Raw genomic sequence first — 17,805 nt, forward strand, 5'->3', positions numbered from 1 at the left:
GGTGCTTCCACGCGGGGGCCGGCTGCGATGCCAATGGTTTGTCCGCCGAACCCCCGCGAACGATGATGTATTGGAAGCCTTCCTTATCTCGACCGGCCTCGTCTCCATTGCGGAGATAGGCGACAAGACCATGCTGCTGGCGATCATGCTGGCGGCGGCCTGGCGACGGCCCCTGCCGATCCTGCTGGGCATACTGGTCGCCACCCTCGCCAACCACGCCTTCGCCGCCCTGGCCGGCTCGGTGCTGGCACGGTTTATGGACGGTGACTGGGTGCGTTGGGTCGTCGGTATCGCCTTCCTCGGCTTTGCGGCCTGGGCCCTGATCCCGGACCGGTTCGACGAGACGCCTGACAGGACCGAAAAGACCTTCGCCGGCGTCTTCTGGACCACGACCGCTGCCTTCTTCGTCATCGAGATGGGCGACAAGACCCAGGTCGCCACGGCCATGCTGGCCGCGCAATTCCAGAACCTGCCGCTTGTTGTCGCCGGCTCCACCCTCGGCATGATGCTGGTGAACGGCCCGGCGGTCCTGCTGGGTGAGACGGCGGCCGAACGGTTGCCCCTCGGCTGGATCCGGATGGCGGCGGCGGCGGGTTTCGCGGCGACCGGGGTTTGGGTCCTGCTCGCGGGCTGATAGAAGCGACGTCTCCCGAAAGCACAGAGTCCTATGCGTCTGTTTCTTCGCCTTGCCGGCGCCCTGGTCCTTGTCGTCCTGGTCGCCCTGATGCTGGCACCGGGCGGCACGATCGAGTCCGAGAAGGTGATCTGGGACAAGGCGGCGCATTTCATCGCCTTCGGCCTGGTCCTCTGGAGCCTCGGCGTGCTGTTTCGGCGGCTGCCGCGGATCGGGGCGGTGCTGCTGGCGATCGCGCTCGGGGCGGCTGTGGAAGTGATCCAGGGCTATGTCGGTCGTGATCCGAGCTGGGGTGATCTCCTCGCCGACGTTCTGGGCGTCGCGACCGCTCTGTTGACCTGGCTGGTCTGGCGGAGATTCCGGCCGCGAGAGGCGTTTCAGGGCCGGACCGCCTGAAGCAGGCGGACATCCCACGGCACGTCCGATTTGTTTACGCCTTGGCTGTAACACTTCCGACATTGGATATGGCCGGAGGAAACCGGTTGCGGGGACGTTGGCGTCTTTTCAGGCATGAGGCAGGCCGCATCGCGGGCCCTGCGGCTTGGGTTTATGTGCTGCTGTTCGCCGCGTCGCAGCTGATCGGCCACTGGAGCGTGGCGACCTTTGACGCGGTCGCGGTCTGGCTTTCGAACGGCATTCTGGCCGCGGCCCTGCTGCAGCTGCATCGCCGTCCCGCCGTGGCTGTGCTGACCGCCTGTTTCACGATCAATCTGTTCAGCAACATCATCCGCGGCGACGCCGGTATACTGCTCTGGCTGAACGCCCTCATGAATATGGGCGAGGCCTTCCTGTGCGCCTTCCTCGCCCGCCGGGTCTGCGGCGCGGCGCTCGACATGCGTCGACCGAAGCGCCTGCTGACCTTTGCCGGCTATTCCGCCTTCCCCGCGGTCGCCGTGACGACCGCCATCGGCTTCGGCGTGTTCATGGCTATTCGCGGCATGGGCTTCAGCACCGCCACCGTGTTCAGCATCTATTCCTTCGTCAGCGTGGAACTGCTCGGACTGCTGCTGATGACACCGGTCCTGCTGCTGGTCGCCCGGGCCCATCGCTTTAAGGGCATGGCCCGTGCGCGGGCCCCCGAGGCCATCGGCCTGTTCGCGCTGATGCTGGTCGTGACGACGGCGGCCTTCTGGCAGAACAATCTGGCCATCGCCTATCTGACCTTCCCGCCGATGCTTCTGATCGGTCTGAGGCTGTCCCCGACCAAGACGGCGGGTGCGCTGATCCTGCTGGCCGGGATCACCGGCGTGGCGACCCTGACCGGGCACGGCCCTGTGCACCTGACGCGGCTTGCCGAAGTCCCGGGCCTCGAGGGCGTTTCGCCCATGCTGCACCGCCTCGGCATCTACAATCTGTATCTTCTGGCCATGGTCGCCACCATCCTGCCGGTCTCGACGGTGATGACCGAACGACGCCGGCTGGAGGCCCGCCTGCGCGCCCGCACCGTCGCAGCCCAGGAGGCCCGGAGGACCGCCGAGGACGCCGCCGCCGCCCGCTCGCGCTTCCTCGCCATGATGAGCCATGAGATGCGCACGCCGCTGAACGGCGTCGCCGGCTTCGCCGATGTCCTGGCGAGCCGCCCCGGCCTGGACGCCGACGCGGTCCGTCAGGCGCGTCAGATCCGCCAATCCAGCGACGGCCTGCTGATGCTGGTTGAGGACATTCTCGACTTCGCCCGCGGCGACGACACCCTGTCGAACGAACCGCTCGACCTCGCCGTTGTGGCCCGCGAGACGGTCGCGCCCAGCCTGGCGGCCGCCGAGGCGCGGGGCCTCAGCCTGGTCATCGACGACCGCCTGCCGGCCCAGGCCCGTTTCACCGCCGACCGGCGCGCCCTGCGCCAGGCCCTGCATCCGCTGGTCGCCAATGCGGTCAAATTCACCGAGCGCGGCGAGGTCGTGGTGCGGCTGGATCGCGCCGGCGACGGCGTCTGTATCCGGGTTTCCGACACCGGCTGCGGCATTGAACCGTCAATCCTGCCGGACCTGTTCGAGGCCTTCGCCCAGGGCGATGCCTCGATCCGGCGCAATCACTCCGGGATGGGCCTCGGCCTGGCCCTCGCGGCGCGCCATGTGCGGCGGATGGGTGGACGGATCGATGTGGACAGCCGGGTCGGGGAAGGCTCGACCTTCATCCTGCACCTGCCGTTCGAACGGGCCGCCGATGTCGCCGAGGACCTCCGTCCCGGCGAGGCGTCCGCGCCGGCCGAGGATGGCGGCCGCCCACCCTCCGTGCTCGTCGTCGACGATCACCCCGTCAACCGCGAGGTCGCCCGCATCATGCTGGAAGCCTTCGGTTGCGAGGTGGTGGAGGTCTGCGACGGCCAACAGGCGCTCGACGCCGTGGCGGAGCAGTCCTTCGACCTGGTACTGATGGATGTGCGCATGCCGAACATGGACGGGCTGGAAGCCACGCGCCGTATCCGCGCCATGCCGGGTGCCGCCGGAGCCCTGTCCATCGTGGCCATGACCGCCGACGCCATGCCCGAGGATGTGAACCGCTGCCTCGACGCCGGTATGAACGCCCATATGGCCAAGCCGATCAGCCAGGCCGGCCTGCTGTCGATGGTCAACCTGGCCCTGTCCGGCGACCTTCCGGCTGCGCGCGTGATCCTTGAGGCCCAGGCCGCCTGATCAGCTGCCGTAACGGCCGACCAGCGGAAACCGCTCCGCCCAGAAGGCCGTCAACTCCGGCAGGGCGTCGACCCGTCGCATCACCTCGCCCATGCGCGGGGCAACCTCATGGAACCGCTGGCGGTGCGGCGTCCAGCGGCTGGCGACCGAGACATAGAGGTCCAGAACCGTCAGCTCTGCGCCGAGAAGGAAACGCCCCGGTGTGATCTGGCTTTCCATCGCCGCCCAGCAGTCGGCGATACGGTCTGCGGTGCGAACCTTGATCAGTTCCCGGGCGGCCGGATCGTCGCCGGCCAGCCGCGACGGCTCGTCCCGGACCCAGAACATCGAATAGACCGCCGCCGGCACAAAGGTCATCCAGCGCAGGAACTGCGCCCGTCGCGGATCGCACGGCTCCGGTGCCAGCGCCGCCTCGGGATACTTTTCGGCCAGCCAGATCAGGATCGCCGCGCTCTCGGTGAGGGTCTCGCCTTCGGGCGTGACCAGGGCCGGGATCTGGCGCATCGGATTGACCGCGGCGACCTTGTCCCGCCCGGCCTCGCCCTCCCAGGTGACTGCCTCGATCACCGTGTAGGGGGCCCCGATCAGGGTCAGGGCCGCCTCGACCGGGACCGATCCCGAGCCCGCCGCGCCATAGACGGTATAGGTCATGGTGCCTCCTTTTCCGACGGTCAGGCTAGGGCGTCGGCCACCATTCCGCGCCCAGGAACTGCACGCCCAGCCATAGGGAGCGCTTGGGCTTGTCCCCAGCGGCGTCCCCAGAGACGTGCGGCGCGCCTACTACATCTAGCGGTCGCGAAAAAAGTGATCGCAATATAGCCCTGATTTGGCTTGGCGCCGGGCCTTTCCGCCCGCATGGTGAATCCTCAATCCCGGATTCGCTTCAGAGCCCCGTACCGATGAACGCGCACGTCTCGATCAAGCCCACCACCCCAGGCCTGCTCACCGCCTCGGCGGCCTACAAGCCGTTCCGCTATCCGTGGGCCTTCGACATGTGGAAGAAGCAGCAGCAGGTCCACTGGATGCCCGAAGAGGTGCCGCTGGGCGAGGACTGCAAGGACTGGGCGGCCAATCTGACGCCGTCGGAACGCAACCTGCTGACCCAGATCTTCCGCTTCTTCACCCAGGCCGACATCGAGGTCCAGGATAACTACATGGAGCGCTACGGTCGGGTGTTCAAACCGACCGAGGTCAAGATGATGCTGGCGTCCTTCGCCAACATGGAGACCATCCACATCGCGGCCTACGCCCTGCTGCTCGAGACCATCGGCATGCCCGAGAGCGAGTTCGGCGCCTTCATGGAATACGAGGCCATGCGCGACAAGCATGACTTCATGGGCAAGTTCGGGGTCGAGACCAACGGCGACATCGCCCGGACGCTGGCCATGTTCGGTGGCTTCACCGAAGGGCTGCAGCTGTTCGCCTCGTTCGCGATGCTGATGAATTTCCCGCGTCAGAACAAGATGAAGGGCATGGGCCAGATCGTCAGCTGGTCGGTCCGCGACGAGAGCCTGCACTGCGACGGCATCATCAAGCTCTACCACGCCTTCAACAAGGAGACGGGTGCCGTCACCCAGGCCGTGGCGGATGACATCGTCGAATGCTGCAAGACCGTGGTCGAGATGGAGGACCGTTTCATCGACCTGGCCTTCGAGATGGGGCCGGTCAACGGCATGACGCCGCACGACATCAAACAGTACATCCGCTTCATCGCCGACTGGCGTCTGCGCCAGCTGCACCTGCCCGAGGTCTATGGCGTGACGGAAAACCCGCTGCCCTGGCTGCAGTCCCTGCTGTCAGGCGTGGAACACGCCAACTTCTTCGAAGCTCGCGCCACCGAATACTCCAAGGCCGCCACGACCGGCGCCTGGCACGGGCCCGAAGGCGTCTGGGGCAGTTTCGACGCCATGATGAAGAAGCGGACCGAGGGCGCGGAGGCCTGATCGGCCCTCACGTCCCTGGCTGAATATACGGAATCCGCCCGAAGAACCGCCGCTCGTCGCCGCGCGGATCGTTCTCCATCCGGGGCGGCAGGTCCATGATCATCGTCTCGCGCCGCGCCAGCGAATAGGGTGTCCAGCACGGCAGGCCGGCGTGGTTCGGGTCGCCTGTGCGTGCGAAGGCCAGCAGAGCGTCGCTCATCCGGTCGGCCATGGCCTGGGCCTCCGGCCCCGCCGCGCCCGAGCCCTCGGCGGCGACATTGTCCAGCATCAGGGGGATGTCCGAGGTGTGGAAGGCGCCGGTCCGGCCGTTGGGCAGGCGGCTGGCCCAGTCCAGCTGATACACAAAGGCGGGCGACCCCTGCGCGGCCCGCATCTCGGCCTCGATCACGGCGGCGCGCCAGCTGCGGGCGGCGGTGGTGGCGCGGATCAGGACCTGGTCGGGGCTCATCTCCGGGTGACTGGTGCGATACCAGGCCACGACCTCTTCCGGGGCCACGTCGATCCGCATCTGCGACGGCGTCAGCCGTGCGGGCAGCGCATCCCACGTCAGACCCGCATTGGCCGGGTCGCCGCCGAGGAAGGCCAGCGTCTCCTCGCGGGTGTTGCCGATCATCATCGGGATGGGAGCCGACTGCGGCGCGGCGTCGGGCCAGAACGGGTGCCGGGTCAGGCTCCGCCCGTCCAGCACCGGCCCGAAATACAGCGAACCGCCCAGGATGGGGTCGGTCGCGCCCGCCGCCTCGATCAGCCGCTCGACCGGCATCGTGCGGACCGCGTCGATCCGGTCGGGCGTCAGGCCCAGCGCCTCGAGCCAGACTTCGGCCCGGCGGGTGGCGTTCAGCGGCCCCGAGGCCGTCACCTGCTGGCCGCTCATGGTCACGGCGCGGTGGAACAGGCCCGCGGCGGCGGGCATGGCCATCAGGGTGGCGATCTTGGCCCCGCCGCCCGACTGCCCCACCACGGTCACGCAGCCGGGATCGCCGCCGAAGGCGGCGATATTGTCCCGCACCCACTGCAGCGCCAGCACCAGATCCAGCTGGCCCAGATTGCCTGAGTCCTCAAACCCCGGTGCCAGCCGCGCCAGCGAGGCATAGCCCAGCGGTCCCAGTCGGTGGTTGACCGTGACCACGACCACATCGCCCCTCGCCGCCAGCCGCGCCCCGTGGGTCAGCGGACTGGACCCCGATCCGGTCGCATAGGCCCCGCCATGAATATAGACGATCACCGGTCGCCGGCCCGCCTCGGGCGCGGGCGTCCAGACGTTCAGGCGCAGGCAGTCCTCGGACTGGTTGGGCTCGCTGCCCCGCTGTGGCGAGGCGGGGCCGAAAGTGTCGCCCGCCAACGGATCGGACCAGGACGCTGGCGGTGCCGGCGGCTGAAATCGTCCCGGTCCGGTGTCGGTGCCATACGGGATGCCGAAGGCCGACCAGACCTCTCCGGACCCGCCGGAATGGAGGCGCACCGGCCCGGCTCCGGTTCGGACAATCTGCGAAAGGACCCGGGCCCGCGCCATCGTTCCGGTGGCCCCCGCCAGAGCAACCGTAACCGCCGCCAGCCCCAGCCCGCGTCGGGTCAGATGCCCGCGTACCACTCGTATCCCCGGTCTTCCCAGTAGCCGCCCTTGCCCCCGCCGAGGTGGGCGAAGCTCTCGACCACCTCGATCCGCCGGATGTATTTGGCCTGTTTGTAGCCCAGCTGCCGCTCGACCCTCAGACGCAGGGGCGCGCCGTGCGGCACGGGCAGGGTCTCGCCATTCATCGCCCAGGCGAGGATCGTCTGCGGGTGCCGGGCATCGATCAGGTCGATGCTCTCATAATAGCGCTCCCCGTCCTCGGTCTGGGTCAGGGCGTCGAAACAGTGGAAGACGATGTAGCGCGCCTCGGGCTTCAGCCCGGCCTCGTCGAGCAGGGTCTCCAGCCGCACCCCGGTCCATTCCCCGATCGAGGTCCAGCCCTCGACGCAGTCGTGCTTGGTGATCTGGCTCTGTGACGGCCGGGTGCGCAGCTCTGCCAGACCCAGCGATAGGGGCCGGTCGACCAGACCGTCGATGACCAGCCGATAGTCGGCGAAGTCATTGGCCTTGAGCGCCTTGTAGTCGGCCGCAGCCGGGTCGACCGAGCCATTGGCCTTGAAGTCGGGCGAGATCTCGGCGCGGCTGTAGGTCGGGGCCAGGGCATCGCGCGGGATCAGCAGGCGCTGCGACCGGCGCGTCAGCCCCTCGCCCATCCGCCGCGCCTGTTCGGCCAGGCTGGTCCCCGCCTGACCGCAGGCCGAGAGCAGGGCGGTCGCGGCCGTTGCAAGGGCTCCGGTCAGCCAGCGGCGGCGGTTCATGGCGCGTCTCCCGCATCGGCCGGCGGTTTGCGCCGGAATTTCGGCCCTGCCGTGGAGCCGGGCGGTTCGATCACGAACCAGCCGGTGATTATCGACCGCATATTGTTGAACAGGCCCGTCCAGATCACCAGTCCGACGTGGATGACGATGAAGCCGACGATCAGGCCCGCCGAGATGAAATGCAGCGTCCGCGCCGACTGCCGCCCGCCCATCAGATCCAGCAATATCCCGCCGATGGCGTTGAAGCCGGGCGACATCGACAGGCCGGTGATCAGCATCATCGGCAGGACGATCAGGATCATCGCCAGATAGGTCAGCTTCTGGATCACATTATAGGTGCGGGCGTGGTCATCGGTCGGGAAGTGGAAGCGTGCGTGCTCAACCACCGAGGGCCCGATGCCTTTCAGGTCCTTGCCCGTCGGCCACAGACGGCGTCCGAACCGGCGGGTCACAAGACCCAGCAGCAGATAGGAGAGGCCGTTGAGGACGAAGATCCAGGCGAACAGGAAATGATAGTTGCGGGCATCGGCCAGGTTCCGGCCCTGCGGAATCAGCAGCCAGTTCGGGATTTTCGGAATGCTGATCCACGGGTCCGCGAAGGTCGAGCGGATGCCCCAGTAGAGGTGCGGGTGGGCCAGCAGGATGTTGAGCCCGCTCATGATCAGCACCACGACCGCGACGACATTCAGCCAGTGCGCCAGCCGCACCCACGCCGGATGACGCCAGGTGTCGGTGCGTCCGCCCGGCAGCAGTCTGTCCGGATAACGCGCCGGAGCGCCGGCGGGCGGGCTGTTGCCGATGTCAGTCAATCGTCCCTCCGGGCGCGCGCAGCCGGACGCTCTCACGGCTCCGTGCAGGGCGCAACTGTCGGATGGGTTACGACGACGGTGTTTCAGAGGTTACGGGCCGGGTCGAAAATCGTCGTGGTACCCCGGCAAAACCGGTCGGCGACCGCCTCGACCAGGCCTGTGCGGACCAGCAGGACCCGCTGGATCCCGGGGTGATCCTGCGCGAGTCGATCCAGCAGGGGCGCAAAGCCGGCACCGCGCAGCTCCAGCGGACCGACCTCGTCGATGACGACGGAGTCGGCCTGCCCGAGCGATTGCCCGATCCGGTCGACGGCCCAGTCGAACGCCGCCTGACGGAACTGGAACCGCCCGACCGGCACGGCGACCTCATCTTCGGCCGGATGTTCGAGGGCGACCTGATCGCCGGTGGCGATGTCCAGGAACTGCCGCCCGGTCGGTGCCTTCAAGGCCAGCACGCCGGCCACCGTCCGTCCCGCCAATCCCTCAGACTCGACCCAGGCAGCGGCTCGCCGCGTCTTTCCGGAGCCGATGTCGCCGTGGATCAGACGGACGCGCATGAGCCGACGTCAGTATTTCGGTGCGTTCGTCACACAGGAACGCGGCGAGCGTTCGCAGGCGGCGACCTCGGCGGCCCAGGCGGCGCGATCGCGCTCGTAGCGAAGCCGGGCGGCTTCCGCGGCGGCGGCCTCGGCTTCCCACTGGGCGCGCTCGGTTTCCAGCCGGGCGGTTTCGGCGCGCCAGCGGGCGTCCTCGGCCTGCCAGGCCGCGGTTCCCTCGATCTCGCGGCGCTCGGCGGCGTTGTTGCGGGCGGCGATCTCGGCGTTGAGGCGGATGGTCTCGGCGACCTCGTCCGGGTCCTGCTGGGCCTCGGGCGCGGCGCTGTAGCTTTCGCCACGCAGCCGCAGCCATTCCTCGGAGCCCGGCGCGGGGCTCGACGCCGGCGCTGCGGGCGGTGTGGTGCGCTCCGGCGTCGTCCTCTGGACGGGGGCCTGCGGCCGGGTCGTCTGGGCGACGACGGGCGCGGCCGCCAGCAACAGGGCGGCAACGGCGGCGACGGTGAAGCGGGTCATGCAGGATCTCCAGAGCGGAAAAGCATCAGGCGAAGCTGGGCGGTTTCACCCGGCGGCGCCAGTGATAACGCCGATCGGGCGATTTGGTCTCGTCAGTGTGGCAGCCGCAGGGCGAAGGTCGTGCCCGTCGGCCCGGTCTCGACCAGGGTAAGCGATCCGCCATGGCTGGCAGCCAGTTCGCGCGAGATGGCCAGCCCGAGCCCGGCCCCCTCGGAGGCCCGGCCGCTGACGAAGGGTTCGAACAGGCTTTCCGACAGGCGCGGCGGAATGCCGGGGCCGTCGTCGGCGATCTGGATGATGCAGTCGCCCTCGCCGGTCGAGACGGTGACGCGAACCAGACCCCTGCGACCCGTGCGGCGGGTCGGGTCGCTTTCGATGGCCTGACGGGCGTTGCGCATCAGATTGACCAGCACGCGGTGCAACTGGTCGGAGTCTGCATGCAGGTTCAGGCGCGCCGGGATGGATTTCTTCAGGCGCACGCCCTCGGGCGTCAGCCCGGCGTCCTCCGCGGCCGCCTCGATGGCGGACGTCAGGGGGATGCGGATGCGCTGGGGCGGCGGCTCCTCGCTCTTGCCGTACTCCAGCACATTGCGCGACAGGGCGGCGGCGCGGCCCAGGGCCCGTTCCAGCCGCGGCAGTACGCGGGCCACTTCGGGGTCGGGCGAATCGGCGAGGCGCTCGGACGCCATCTGGGCCGAGGTCAGCATGTTGCGCAGGTCGTGATTGATCTTGGCCACCGCCTCACCCAGGGCGACCAGACGGGCGCGGGAGCGCAGCGAGACGCGCACCTCCTCCTGCATCCGCGCCAGTTCGCGCTCGACCCGGCCGATCTCGTCGTGGCGGTCGCTGGGGGGATCACCTTCGGCTTCGGGGTCGAGGGCGAATCGCTCGATTGACCGGGTAACACGCCGCAAGGGCTGCAGCACCAGAAAGGCCAGACCGCCGTACAGCAGTCCGCCGGCCACCAGCGAGATGAACAGCGAGGTCAGCAGGCTGTTGAGCAGGAAGGCCCCCAGCTCGACCTTCAGCGGCTCCGCGGGTGCCAGGATTTCGATGAAGTCGCCCGAGCGGTAGCGTGGCCGGGCCTGAACCCGGATCGACCGGTCCGGGTGGCCGAACAGGGTGCGCCAGGGGTCGGCGATCCGTGTCACCGGCCGGCTCTGGCGCAGATCGATCAGATCGGGCGTCCGGGGCAGGTTGGGGGCCTGCAGCAGCAGCCGGCGCACGCCCTGGTCGCCCACGACCACCGCCTGCACCCCGCCGATGGCGAGCAGCTGCTCTGCGGCGTCGTCCTCGACCGCCGAATAGGGCAGGGCCTCAACCCCGACCGAGGCCAGTTCCGCCGACTGCAGCCGGTCCAGCAGCCAGCGCTCGTGGAAGCTCGCCGCGCTCGGGACGATGATCAGGACCTCGACGACCACGGTGAAGATGAAGGTCAGCAGCAGCAGCCGCCAGGCCAGGGCGTCAGGGGCGTGGATCTTCAGCCGCTCGCGCCAGTCGGCGGGCAGGCGCAGCCCCCTGCGAAGGGCGCCAAGGAGGGGCCGGATCCGGTTCATTCCGGATTTAACGCAAGGCTCGGGCCAAAAGCTGCGCCGTTCATGTCGCAGCCTTGCGGCCGAGCGCGGCCTGCAGTCCCTTGAGCGCGAACGGCAGGACCACCGCCAGGACGAAGACGCCGGCCATCGGGGCCCAGAACTGGCCGAACAGTGCCTGGAAGTCCGGATTCGGGTTGGTCCGGAGCAGCTCGTTCAGCCGCGCGCCGATCCAGCAATAGATGATGTGCGCCGGAAGCAGGCCGATGACCGTGGCGACCGTATAGGGCATCAGCCGCACCGACATGATGCCCGCGGCCACATTGATCATGTGGAACGGCACGACGACCGCGAGGCGCGAGGCGAGGACGTACCAGAAGGTATCCTTGTCGATGGCCTCGCAGACCTTCTGCATCAGACCCTGGTCACGCTCTGCCTTCCTCCGCAGGGCCTCGCCGAGCGCTGAGCGGGCGACCGCATAGACGATCAGGGCCCCGACGGTGGCCGCGATGGAGGTCGAGATGCCGCCGACCCAGGGGCCGAACAGATAGCCGGCGGTGATGGTCACGAAGAACACACCCGGCACGACGCTGGCGGTCAGGATGGCGAACAGCGCCATCAGGATCAGCAGGCACAGAATATAGTTGGCCTCCTTGAAGGCATGGAAATCCGCGCCGTGATCGCGGATGGTGTCCAGCGACAGATAGCGGTTCCAGCCCATGGCGAAGATCAGCGCGATGACGCCGGCCAGCAAAATCAGGGGCAGAAAGCGTTTGATCCGGTCCATTGTCTCTCCGCAGACGGGCCGTCGGCGTTGACACCGTGGGCCCTGCCGCTTATACGCCCGCCCTTCCCGCGACGGACGCTTTCCGCCGCCTTTTTGTTTTCAGTCCCAGGAGCCGAACGTGAAGCGGACCTATCAGCCGTCGCGACTCGTGCGCAAGCGCCGTCACGGCTTCCGTTCGCGGATGGCCACGAAGAACGGACAGAAGATTGTTGCGCGGCGTCGCGCCAAGGGCCGCAAGCGCCTGACGGCCTGATCGTCCGGCGCCCGGGTTCGGGCGCATGAGCGACCCTCTCAAAATCGAACGCATGACTTCGCGGCCCCAGTTTCTGGCGGCCGCGAAGGGCGTTTCTGAGGCCCGCGGTGCGGTGGTCGTGCAGCGGCTGGATCGTCAGGACGGCGTCACCACGGTCCGGCTGGGCTTCACCGCCACGCGCAAGGTCGGCAACGCCGTTATCCGCAATCGCGCCAAACGCCGGCTGAGAGAAGCGGCCCGGGCCGCGGCGCCCCTGTTGGCGGTCCCGGGCAGTGACTATGTCTTCGTCGCCCGCATGGGCACGGCGGACCGTCCCTGGGACCGTTTGCTTGACGATGTGAAATCGGCGCTTACAAGGCTCGCGACCCCGCGACCGGCGCCAAAGACCGCGCCCTTGACGTCCGCCAACGCCGGCCAGGATTCCTGATCTCCATGCCTCCACACGACAACAGCCGAAACACGATCCTCTTCGTCGTGATCGCCGGCATCATGCTGCTGGCCTACAGCTTCTTCGTCATGGAGCCGCAGGCCAAGGCGCGAAAGGCGGCCCAGCAGGCCGCGGCCGAGCAGACCGTCGCCGGCCCGAATGCGGGGACGACGGGCGCATCGCCCGCCGCCGTCGCCGTCTTCACCGAGGATCGCACCGTCGCCCTCGCCCGGGGCGGTGCCCGTATCCCGATCCAGACCGGAACGGTGACGGGTTCGCTGTCGCTGCGCGGCGCGCGCATCGATGACCTGTTCCTGACCGGCTACCAGGAAACCAACGAAGCCGGTTCGCCGCCGGTCGAGCTGTTCCGCCCCGAGGGCATGCGCCATGCCTATCAGGCCCAGTTCGGCTGGAACGGCCCCAACGTCCCCGGCGGCGTTCCCGGTCCGACGACCCCGTGGCGCCTGACCGAAGGCGCATCCCTGACCCCGACCACACCGGTCACCCTGACCTGGGACAATGGCGCCGGCCTGCGCTTCACGCGCCGCATCGCCATCGACGCCCAGTATCTGTTCACCGTCACCGACACCGTCGCCAACTTCAGCGCCCAGCCGATCACCATCGCGCCCTGGGGCCGGATCGAGCGTCAGGGCGTTCCGGACGACCTGGGCCGCCAGCAGGTCCTGCACGAAGGGGGCATCGGCACCTTCGGCGAGGACGGGAAATACACGACCCAGCAGCTGAAATACCAGGCCTGGGCCAAGAAGCCGGTCCAGGAGCACACCTCCACCGGTGGCTGGATGGGCATCACCGACAAATACTGGCTGGCCGCCCTGATCCCGCAGCAGGACGAGCAGATCGAGGCCGCCTTCCGCGTCACCGATGCCGCCCATGCCGACGTCCACTCGGCCACCATGCTCGGCGAGGCCCACACCATCGCGCCCGGTCGCCAGATCACCGAGACCCAGCGTCTGTTCGCCGGTGCCAAGCGCAACGAGATCCTGGCCGGCTACGAGAAGAGCCTCGACCTGCCGCGCTTCGTCTACGCCATCGACTGGGGCTTCCTGTTCTTCCTGACCCGCCCGATCTTCTGGCTGATTGAGCTCTACTACGGCTGGTTCGGCAACTTTGGTCTGGCCATCCTCGGCCTGACCCTGACCGTCCGCCTGTTCATGTTCCCGCTGGCCAACAAGAGCTACGAGAGCATGTCCAAGATGCGGACCCTCCAGCCCAAGATGGAGGAGCTGAAGAAGAAACACCCCGACGATCCGGCGAAACAGCAGCAGGAGCTGATGGCGCTGTATCAGAAGGAGAAGATCAATCCGCTGGCGGGCTGTCTGCCCCTGCTGCTGCAGATCCCGGTCTTCTACGCCGTCTACAAGATGCTGTTCGTCACCATCGAGATGCGGCACGAGCCCTTCTTCGGCTGGATCCGCGACCTGTCGGCGGCCGATCCCTCGACCATCTGGAACCTGTTCGGCCTGATCCCCTGGGATCCGTCCTCGACGCCGCTGATCGGCACCTATCTGGCCGGCACGTTCGCCCTGAGCATCCTGGCCATCTTCTACGGCCTGACCATGTGGCTGCAGATGGCGATGAGCCCGCCGGCCCCGGATCCGATGCAGCGCAAGATCTTCGCCTTCATGCCGATCGTCTTCACCTTCATCATGGCCACCTTCCCGGCGGGCCTGCTGATCTACTGGGCCTGGTCCAACATCCTGACCATCATCCAGCAGTATGTGATCATGCACCGCCTGAAGGCCGAGAACCCGATCGACACCTTCATCGAGCGGCTGAAGAAGGCGAAGGCCTGAGTTGGACGAGTTCACCCCCGAGGAACTGGAGCAGGCGCGTATCCTGTTTGCGCGCCCCGCGACCTTCGTCATGGGGTGCGCCAAGATCGAGCAACTGCCCGATCCTGATCTGCCCGAGGTCGCCTTCGCCGGCCGCTCGAACGTCGGCAAGTCCAGCCTGATCAACGGCCTGGTCGGCATGCACAAACTGGCCCGGGCGTCGAACGAGCCGGGCCGGACGCGCGAGGTCAATTTCTTCGACCTCGACGGGAAGATGCGGCTGGTCGACCTGCCCGGCTACGGCTGGGCCAAGGCGTCCAAATCGACGGTCAAGAAATTCCAGGACCTGGGCCGCGACTATCTGCGCGGCCGGGTGACGCTGAAGCGGGTCTATCTGCTGATCGATGCCCGCCACGGCCTCAAGAAGGTCGATGACGAAGCCCTGGACGCCCTCGACCTCGCCGCCGTCAGCTACCAGATCATCCTGACCAAGGCCGACAAGCTCAAGAAGGGTGAGGCCGAAAGGGTCCAGGAAGCGACCCTCAAGGGCGTCTCCAAGCGCGGCGCCGCCTATCCGGCTGTGATCGTCACCTCGGCCGAAAAGGGCGACGGCATGCCCGAACTCCGCGCCGAGATCATGCGTACGACGGGCGTGACACTCTAGGCGGACTTGCGGTCCTGGCGCGCGAATGGTCCGTTGGCCGGATGCAGACCCGCCACATCCAGACCGACGGCCTCCGCCAGCAGATCCTCGAGGCCGGCACCGGCCCGCTGGTCCTGCTGATCCACGGTTTCCCCGAACTCGGCATCAGCTGGCGAGCCCAGGTCCAGGCGCTCGCCGACGCCGGCTACCGCGCCGTCGCCCCCGACATGCGCGGCTATGGCGGAACCGACCGGCCGGCCGAACGCGACGCCTATTCCATCCTGCATCTGGTGGGGGACATGGTCGATCTGGTCCGGGCCCTCGGCGAGACCTCCTGCGTCGTGGTCGGCCATGACTGGGGCGCGCCGATCGCCTGGCATTGTGCCCTGACCCGGCCCGATATGTTCCGCGCCGTCTTCGGCCTGTCGGTGCCCTTCCAGCCGCGCCGCCCCAAGGGCCCGCCGACCGCGGCCATGGCGGTGATCTCGAAACGCCTCGGCATGGGCGACCTCTACATCAATCGCTTCCAGGCCGATGACGCCCATATGGTCTTTGACGTCGACCCGGCCACCGCCCTGCGCAAGGCCTTCTACGGCTACGACGGCGCGACCCCGGACGCCCAACAGTCGACCGGCTTCATCGCCGAGGGCGAGACCTTCATCTCAACAGTTCCGGACGACGCCCCCCTGCCGCCGTGGATGAGCGCCGCTCATTTCCAGGAGTATGTCGACGCCTTTGCGCAGGCCAGCTTCAAGGGGCCGATCGACTGGTACCGCAACCTCGACCGCAACTGGTCCCTGACGGCCCATCTGCAGGACGCCCGCATCACTGTCCCCGCCGCCTTCGTGGTCGGTGATCGCGATCCGGTGCGGCACTATTCGGGTCAGCACGAGGCCGGGCTGAAGGACTGGGCACCGGACCTGCGGATGCAGTTCGTGGTTCCCGGCGCCGGCCACTGGATCCAGCAGGAACGGGCCGAGGAGGTGAACCGGCTGCTGCTCGGGTTTCTGCGGATGCCGGGCGTGGCCTAGAGGTCGGCCACCGCTTCGGCCGTGATTTCCAGACTCCGGATGCGGTCCTCAAGGTCGTACACCATGCCGGTGACCATGACCTCGTCGACGCCGGTCCGGGCGATGAACGCCGCCAGCCGGTCCCGTACCGTCTCCCGCCCCCCGACCGCCGCATAGGTCAGCCGGCTCCCCACCGCCGCCCGCTGCCGGCCGTCCAGCACCTGGGTGATGTCGTCCACCGGCGGCTTCAGCCGCCCCGGCTTGCCGGTGACCACCGCGGCGAAGGCCTGCTGCATCGAGGTCGACAGCCGCTGCGCCGCCGTGTCCGTCTCCGCGGCGAACACATTGACCACGGCCATGGCATAGGGCGCTTCCAGCACCGCCGATGGCCGGAACCCCGCGCGATAGGTCTGCAGCGCCTGCATCAGCAGTTCGGGCGCGAAATGACTGGCGAAGGCGAAGGGCAGGCCCAGATGGGCGGCCAGTTCGGCGCTGAACAGGCTCGAGCCCAGCAGCCAGAGCGGAACCTTTGATCCCGCCCCCGGCCAGGCCGTGACCCGCTGACCCGCGACCGGATCGCCGAGGAAGGCCTGAAGCTCCATCACATCCTGCGGGAAGCGGTCGGCACCTTCGAAATAGCGGCGCAGGGCGCGGGCCGTCTCGCCGTCGGTTCCTGGCGCCCGGCCGAGACCCAGGTCGATACGCCCCGGGTACAGGGCGTCCAGCGTCCCGAACTGTTCGGCGATGACCATCGGCGCATGGTTGGGCAGCATCACTCCGCCGGAGCCGACACGGATTCGCTCCGTCGCGCCGGCGACCTGGGCGATCACCACGGCCGTCGCCGCGCTGGCGATACCGGGCATGTTGTGGTGTTCGGCCAGCCAGAACCGCTTGAACCCCAGCCGGTCGGCGGCCTGTGCAAAGGCGGTGGTTTCCAGCAGGGCGCGCCGCATGTCGCCGCCCTCGACGACAGGGGACAGGTCGAGAACGGAGAAAGCGGTCATGTCCCGCCAGATCGGGGTCCATGCGTTGCGATTCAAGACCTTCGACGTGTGGCCTCGCTACGGCCGATCACGGGGGCAGCGGGTCACACACCCCGTCGATCCAGATGGGCCGTCTGCGAAAACCCGGGCCGTTTCGAGCGCGACGGATTGAACGGGAACGCCATCGACGTGACCGGAACCAGCCTCTTCATCGTCATCGATCGAAAAAGCACCGCCGCGGGAGGGAGCCCGCGGCGGGTAACGTTTTCCGGTGAACCGCCTAGCGGCCGGCTTCCGGCATCATCGACGAGTGCAGATGATCGATCTTCCAGTCGCCGCCCTCAAAGCGGTAGATGAACGAATAGCGGGCGCGGACGTCCGTCTTGGCGCCGGTGGCGGGGTCGGTCAGGGTGACCGTCCAGGTGCCGAGCCGGGAAGCCGTCTGGCAATCGATCTCGACCGTGCTGGTGTCGATCCGACCGACCGGCTTGTTTCGCAGGAAGCTCACGAAATAGTCGCGCACCATGGCAGGCGTCGTGCGCGGCGTGTTGGAAACCGTTGCGAGCAGCACCGGTTCGTTCGTGAACAACGCCGTGACGATGTCCGGATTGCCGGTTGCCCAGGCATCGTTGAACCTGGCGAACTGGCTCTCGACATCCGCCTGGGAGACCGTGGGGCAGGCGTGGTGTTGGTGCGAGGCCTGGGCCAGCGCCACGCCGGGGACAGCGGCGGCCAGCGCCGAGAGCAGCGCCAGGCGCATAGAGACTTTGAGGCCGAAACGGCCCTTGGACAGTGATGACATGGTGGTTCCACCTCTAAAGGGCGGCGACCGTTCACGCATGAACCCTCGCCGCCGGTGCGGACCGACATCACGATCGACGCGATCGTCAGAGGGGCCCGGTCCGCACGGTCTGGGTGCCTCCGCGGCGGCTCACCTGTCAACAAGCTTGGCCGCTG

General features: G+C 68.0%; 19 protein-coding genes. 9 read left to right on the plus strand and 10 right to left on the minus strand.

The window, feature by feature from the left end:
• Positions 1–70 precede the first annotated feature (70 nt).
• The 3 genes from KB221_02900 to KB221_02910 all read left to right on the plus strand — a co-directional run bounded on the left by KB221_02900 (position 71) and on the right by KB221_02910 (position 3,267).
• Positions 71–634 carry a TMEM165/GDT1 family protein gene (locus KB221_02900; protein ID WIY69978.1) on the plus strand — a complete coding sequence of 188 codons (564 nt, stop codon included), beginning with the start codon at positions 71–73 and terminating at the stop codon, positions 632–634.
• Between the two features lie 33 nt (positions 635–667).
• On the plus strand, positions 668–1,030 hold the full coding sequence (locus KB221_02905) for a VanZ family protein (protein ID WIY69979.1): 363 nt from the start codon (positions 668–670) through the stop codon (positions 1,028–1,030).
• A 155-nt stretch (positions 1,031–1,185) separates the two neighbouring features.
• Positions 1,186–3,267, plus strand: coding sequence for a response regulator (locus KB221_02910; protein WIY69980.1), 2,082 nt, complete (start codon positions 1,186–1,188; stop codon positions 3,265–3,267).
• Here KB221_02910 and KB221_02915 read toward each other — a convergent pair whose 3' ends face one another.
• A complete protein-coding gene (locus KB221_02915; GenBank protein WIY69981.1) occupies positions 3,268–3,918 on the minus strand; it encodes a glutathione S-transferase family protein in 651 nt (216 codons plus the stop codon).
• A 248-nt stretch (positions 3,919–4,166) separates the two neighbouring features.
• Here KB221_02915 and KB221_02920 point away from each other — a divergent pair, with 248 nt between their 5' ends.
• Entirely contained in the window at positions 4,167–5,210 is a 1,044-nt protein-coding gene (locus KB221_02920) for a ribonucleotide-diphosphate reductase subunit beta (protein WIY69982.1), read from the plus strand.
• A 7-nt stretch (positions 5,211–5,217) separates the two neighbouring features.
• Here the strand turns inward: KB221_02920 and KB221_02925 are convergent, their stop codons facing one another.
• The 7 genes from KB221_02925 to KB221_02955 form a co-directional block, all read right to left on the minus strand.
• Positions 5,218–6,672 carry a carboxylesterase/lipase family protein gene (locus tag KB221_02925; protein ID WIY69983.1) on the minus strand — a complete coding sequence of 485 codons (1,455 nt, stop codon included), beginning with the start codon at positions 6,670–6,672 and terminating at the stop codon, positions 5,218–5,220.
• A 110-nt stretch (positions 6,673–6,782) separates the two neighbouring features.
• Positions 6,783–7,541, minus strand: a complete 759-nt coding sequence (locus KB221_02930) for a molybdopterin-binding protein (protein ID WIY69984.1) — start codon at positions 7,539–7,541, stop codon at positions 6,783–6,785.
• Positions 7,538–8,350, minus strand: a complete 813-nt coding sequence (locus KB221_02935) for a cytochrome b/b6 domain-containing protein (protein ID WIY69985.1) — start codon at positions 8,348–8,350, stop codon at positions 7,538–7,540. Before KB221_02935 ends, KB221_02930 begins: the two co-directional genes overlap by 4 nt.
• A gap of 83 nt (positions 8,351–8,433) precedes the next feature.
• A complete protein-coding gene (locus KB221_02940) occupies positions 8,434–8,907 on the minus strand; it encodes a nucleoside-triphosphatase (protein ID WIY69986.1) in 474 nt (157 codons plus the stop codon).
• A 9-nt stretch (positions 8,908–8,916) separates the two neighbouring features.
• Complete coding sequence (locus tag KB221_02945; GenBank protein WIY69987.1) at positions 8,917–9,420, minus strand: hypothetical protein; 504 nt, start codon at positions 9,418–9,420, stop codon at positions 8,917–8,919.
• A 92-nt stretch (positions 9,421–9,512) separates the two neighbouring features.
• Positions 9,513–10,976 carry a HAMP domain-containing sensor histidine kinase gene (locus KB221_02950; protein ID WIY69988.1) on the minus strand — a complete coding sequence of 488 codons (1,464 nt, stop codon included), beginning with the start codon at positions 10,974–10,976 and terminating at the stop codon, positions 9,513–9,515.
• Between the two features lie 40 nt (positions 10,977–11,016).
• Positions 11,017–11,739, minus strand: coding sequence for a VTT domain-containing protein (locus tag KB221_02955; protein WIY69989.1), 723 nt, complete (start codon positions 11,737–11,739; stop codon positions 11,017–11,019).
• 118 nt (positions 11,740–11,857) lie between these two features.
• Here KB221_02955 and rpmH point away from each other — a divergent pair, with 118 nt between their 5' ends.
• Genes rpmH through KB221_02980 form a run of 5 tightly spaced genes read left to right on the plus strand, consistent with a single transcriptional unit; the run spans position 11,858 to position 15,886 of the window.
• Complete coding sequence (gene rpmH, locus KB221_02960; GenBank protein WIY69990.1) at positions 11,858–11,992, plus strand: 50S ribosomal protein L34; 135 nt, start codon at positions 11,858–11,860, stop codon at positions 11,990–11,992.
• A gap of 25 nt (positions 11,993–12,017) precedes the next feature.
• On the plus strand, positions 12,018–12,419 hold the full coding sequence (rnpA, locus tag KB221_02965) for a ribonuclease P protein component (GenBank protein ID WIY69991.1): 402 nt from the start codon (positions 12,018–12,020) through the stop codon (positions 12,417–12,419).
• A 5-nt stretch (positions 12,420–12,424) separates the two neighbouring features.
• Positions 12,425–14,233, plus strand: coding sequence for a membrane protein insertase YidC (gene yidC / locus KB221_02970; GenBank protein ID WIY69992.1), 1,809 nt, complete (start codon positions 12,425–12,427; stop codon positions 14,231–14,233).
• Between the two features lies 1 nt (position 14,234).
• Positions 14,235–14,876, plus strand: coding sequence for a ribosome biogenesis GTP-binding protein YihA/YsxC (gene yihA, locus KB221_02975; protein WIY69993.1), 642 nt, complete (start codon positions 14,235–14,237; stop codon positions 14,874–14,876).
• Positions 14,877–14,917: 41 nt separating this feature from the next.
• Entirely contained in the window at positions 14,918–15,886 is a 969-nt protein-coding gene (locus KB221_02980) for an alpha/beta hydrolase (protein ID WIY69994.1), read from the plus strand.
• On the opposite strand, the gene KB221_02985 is transcribed toward KB221_02980, so the two are convergent.
• Positions 15,883–16,869, minus strand: coding sequence for an LLM class flavin-dependent oxidoreductase (locus KB221_02985; protein ID WIY69995.1), 987 nt, complete (start codon positions 16,867–16,869; stop codon positions 15,883–15,885). The two genes, KB221_02980 and KB221_02985, sit on opposite strands and share 4 nt — an antisense overlap.
• 259 nt (positions 16,870–17,128) lie before the next feature.
• Complete coding sequence (locus KB221_02990) at positions 17,129–17,608, minus strand: SgcJ/EcaC family oxidoreductase (GenBank protein ID WIY69996.1); 480 nt, start codon at positions 17,606–17,608, stop codon at positions 17,129–17,131.
• Positions 17,609–17,805: the final 197 nt, after the last annotated feature.

This window comes from Aquidulcibacter paucihalophilus (assembly GCA_030285985.1).
Lineage (GTDB): Bacteria > Pseudomonadota > Alphaproteobacteria > Caulobacterales > Caulobacteraceae > Brevundimonas.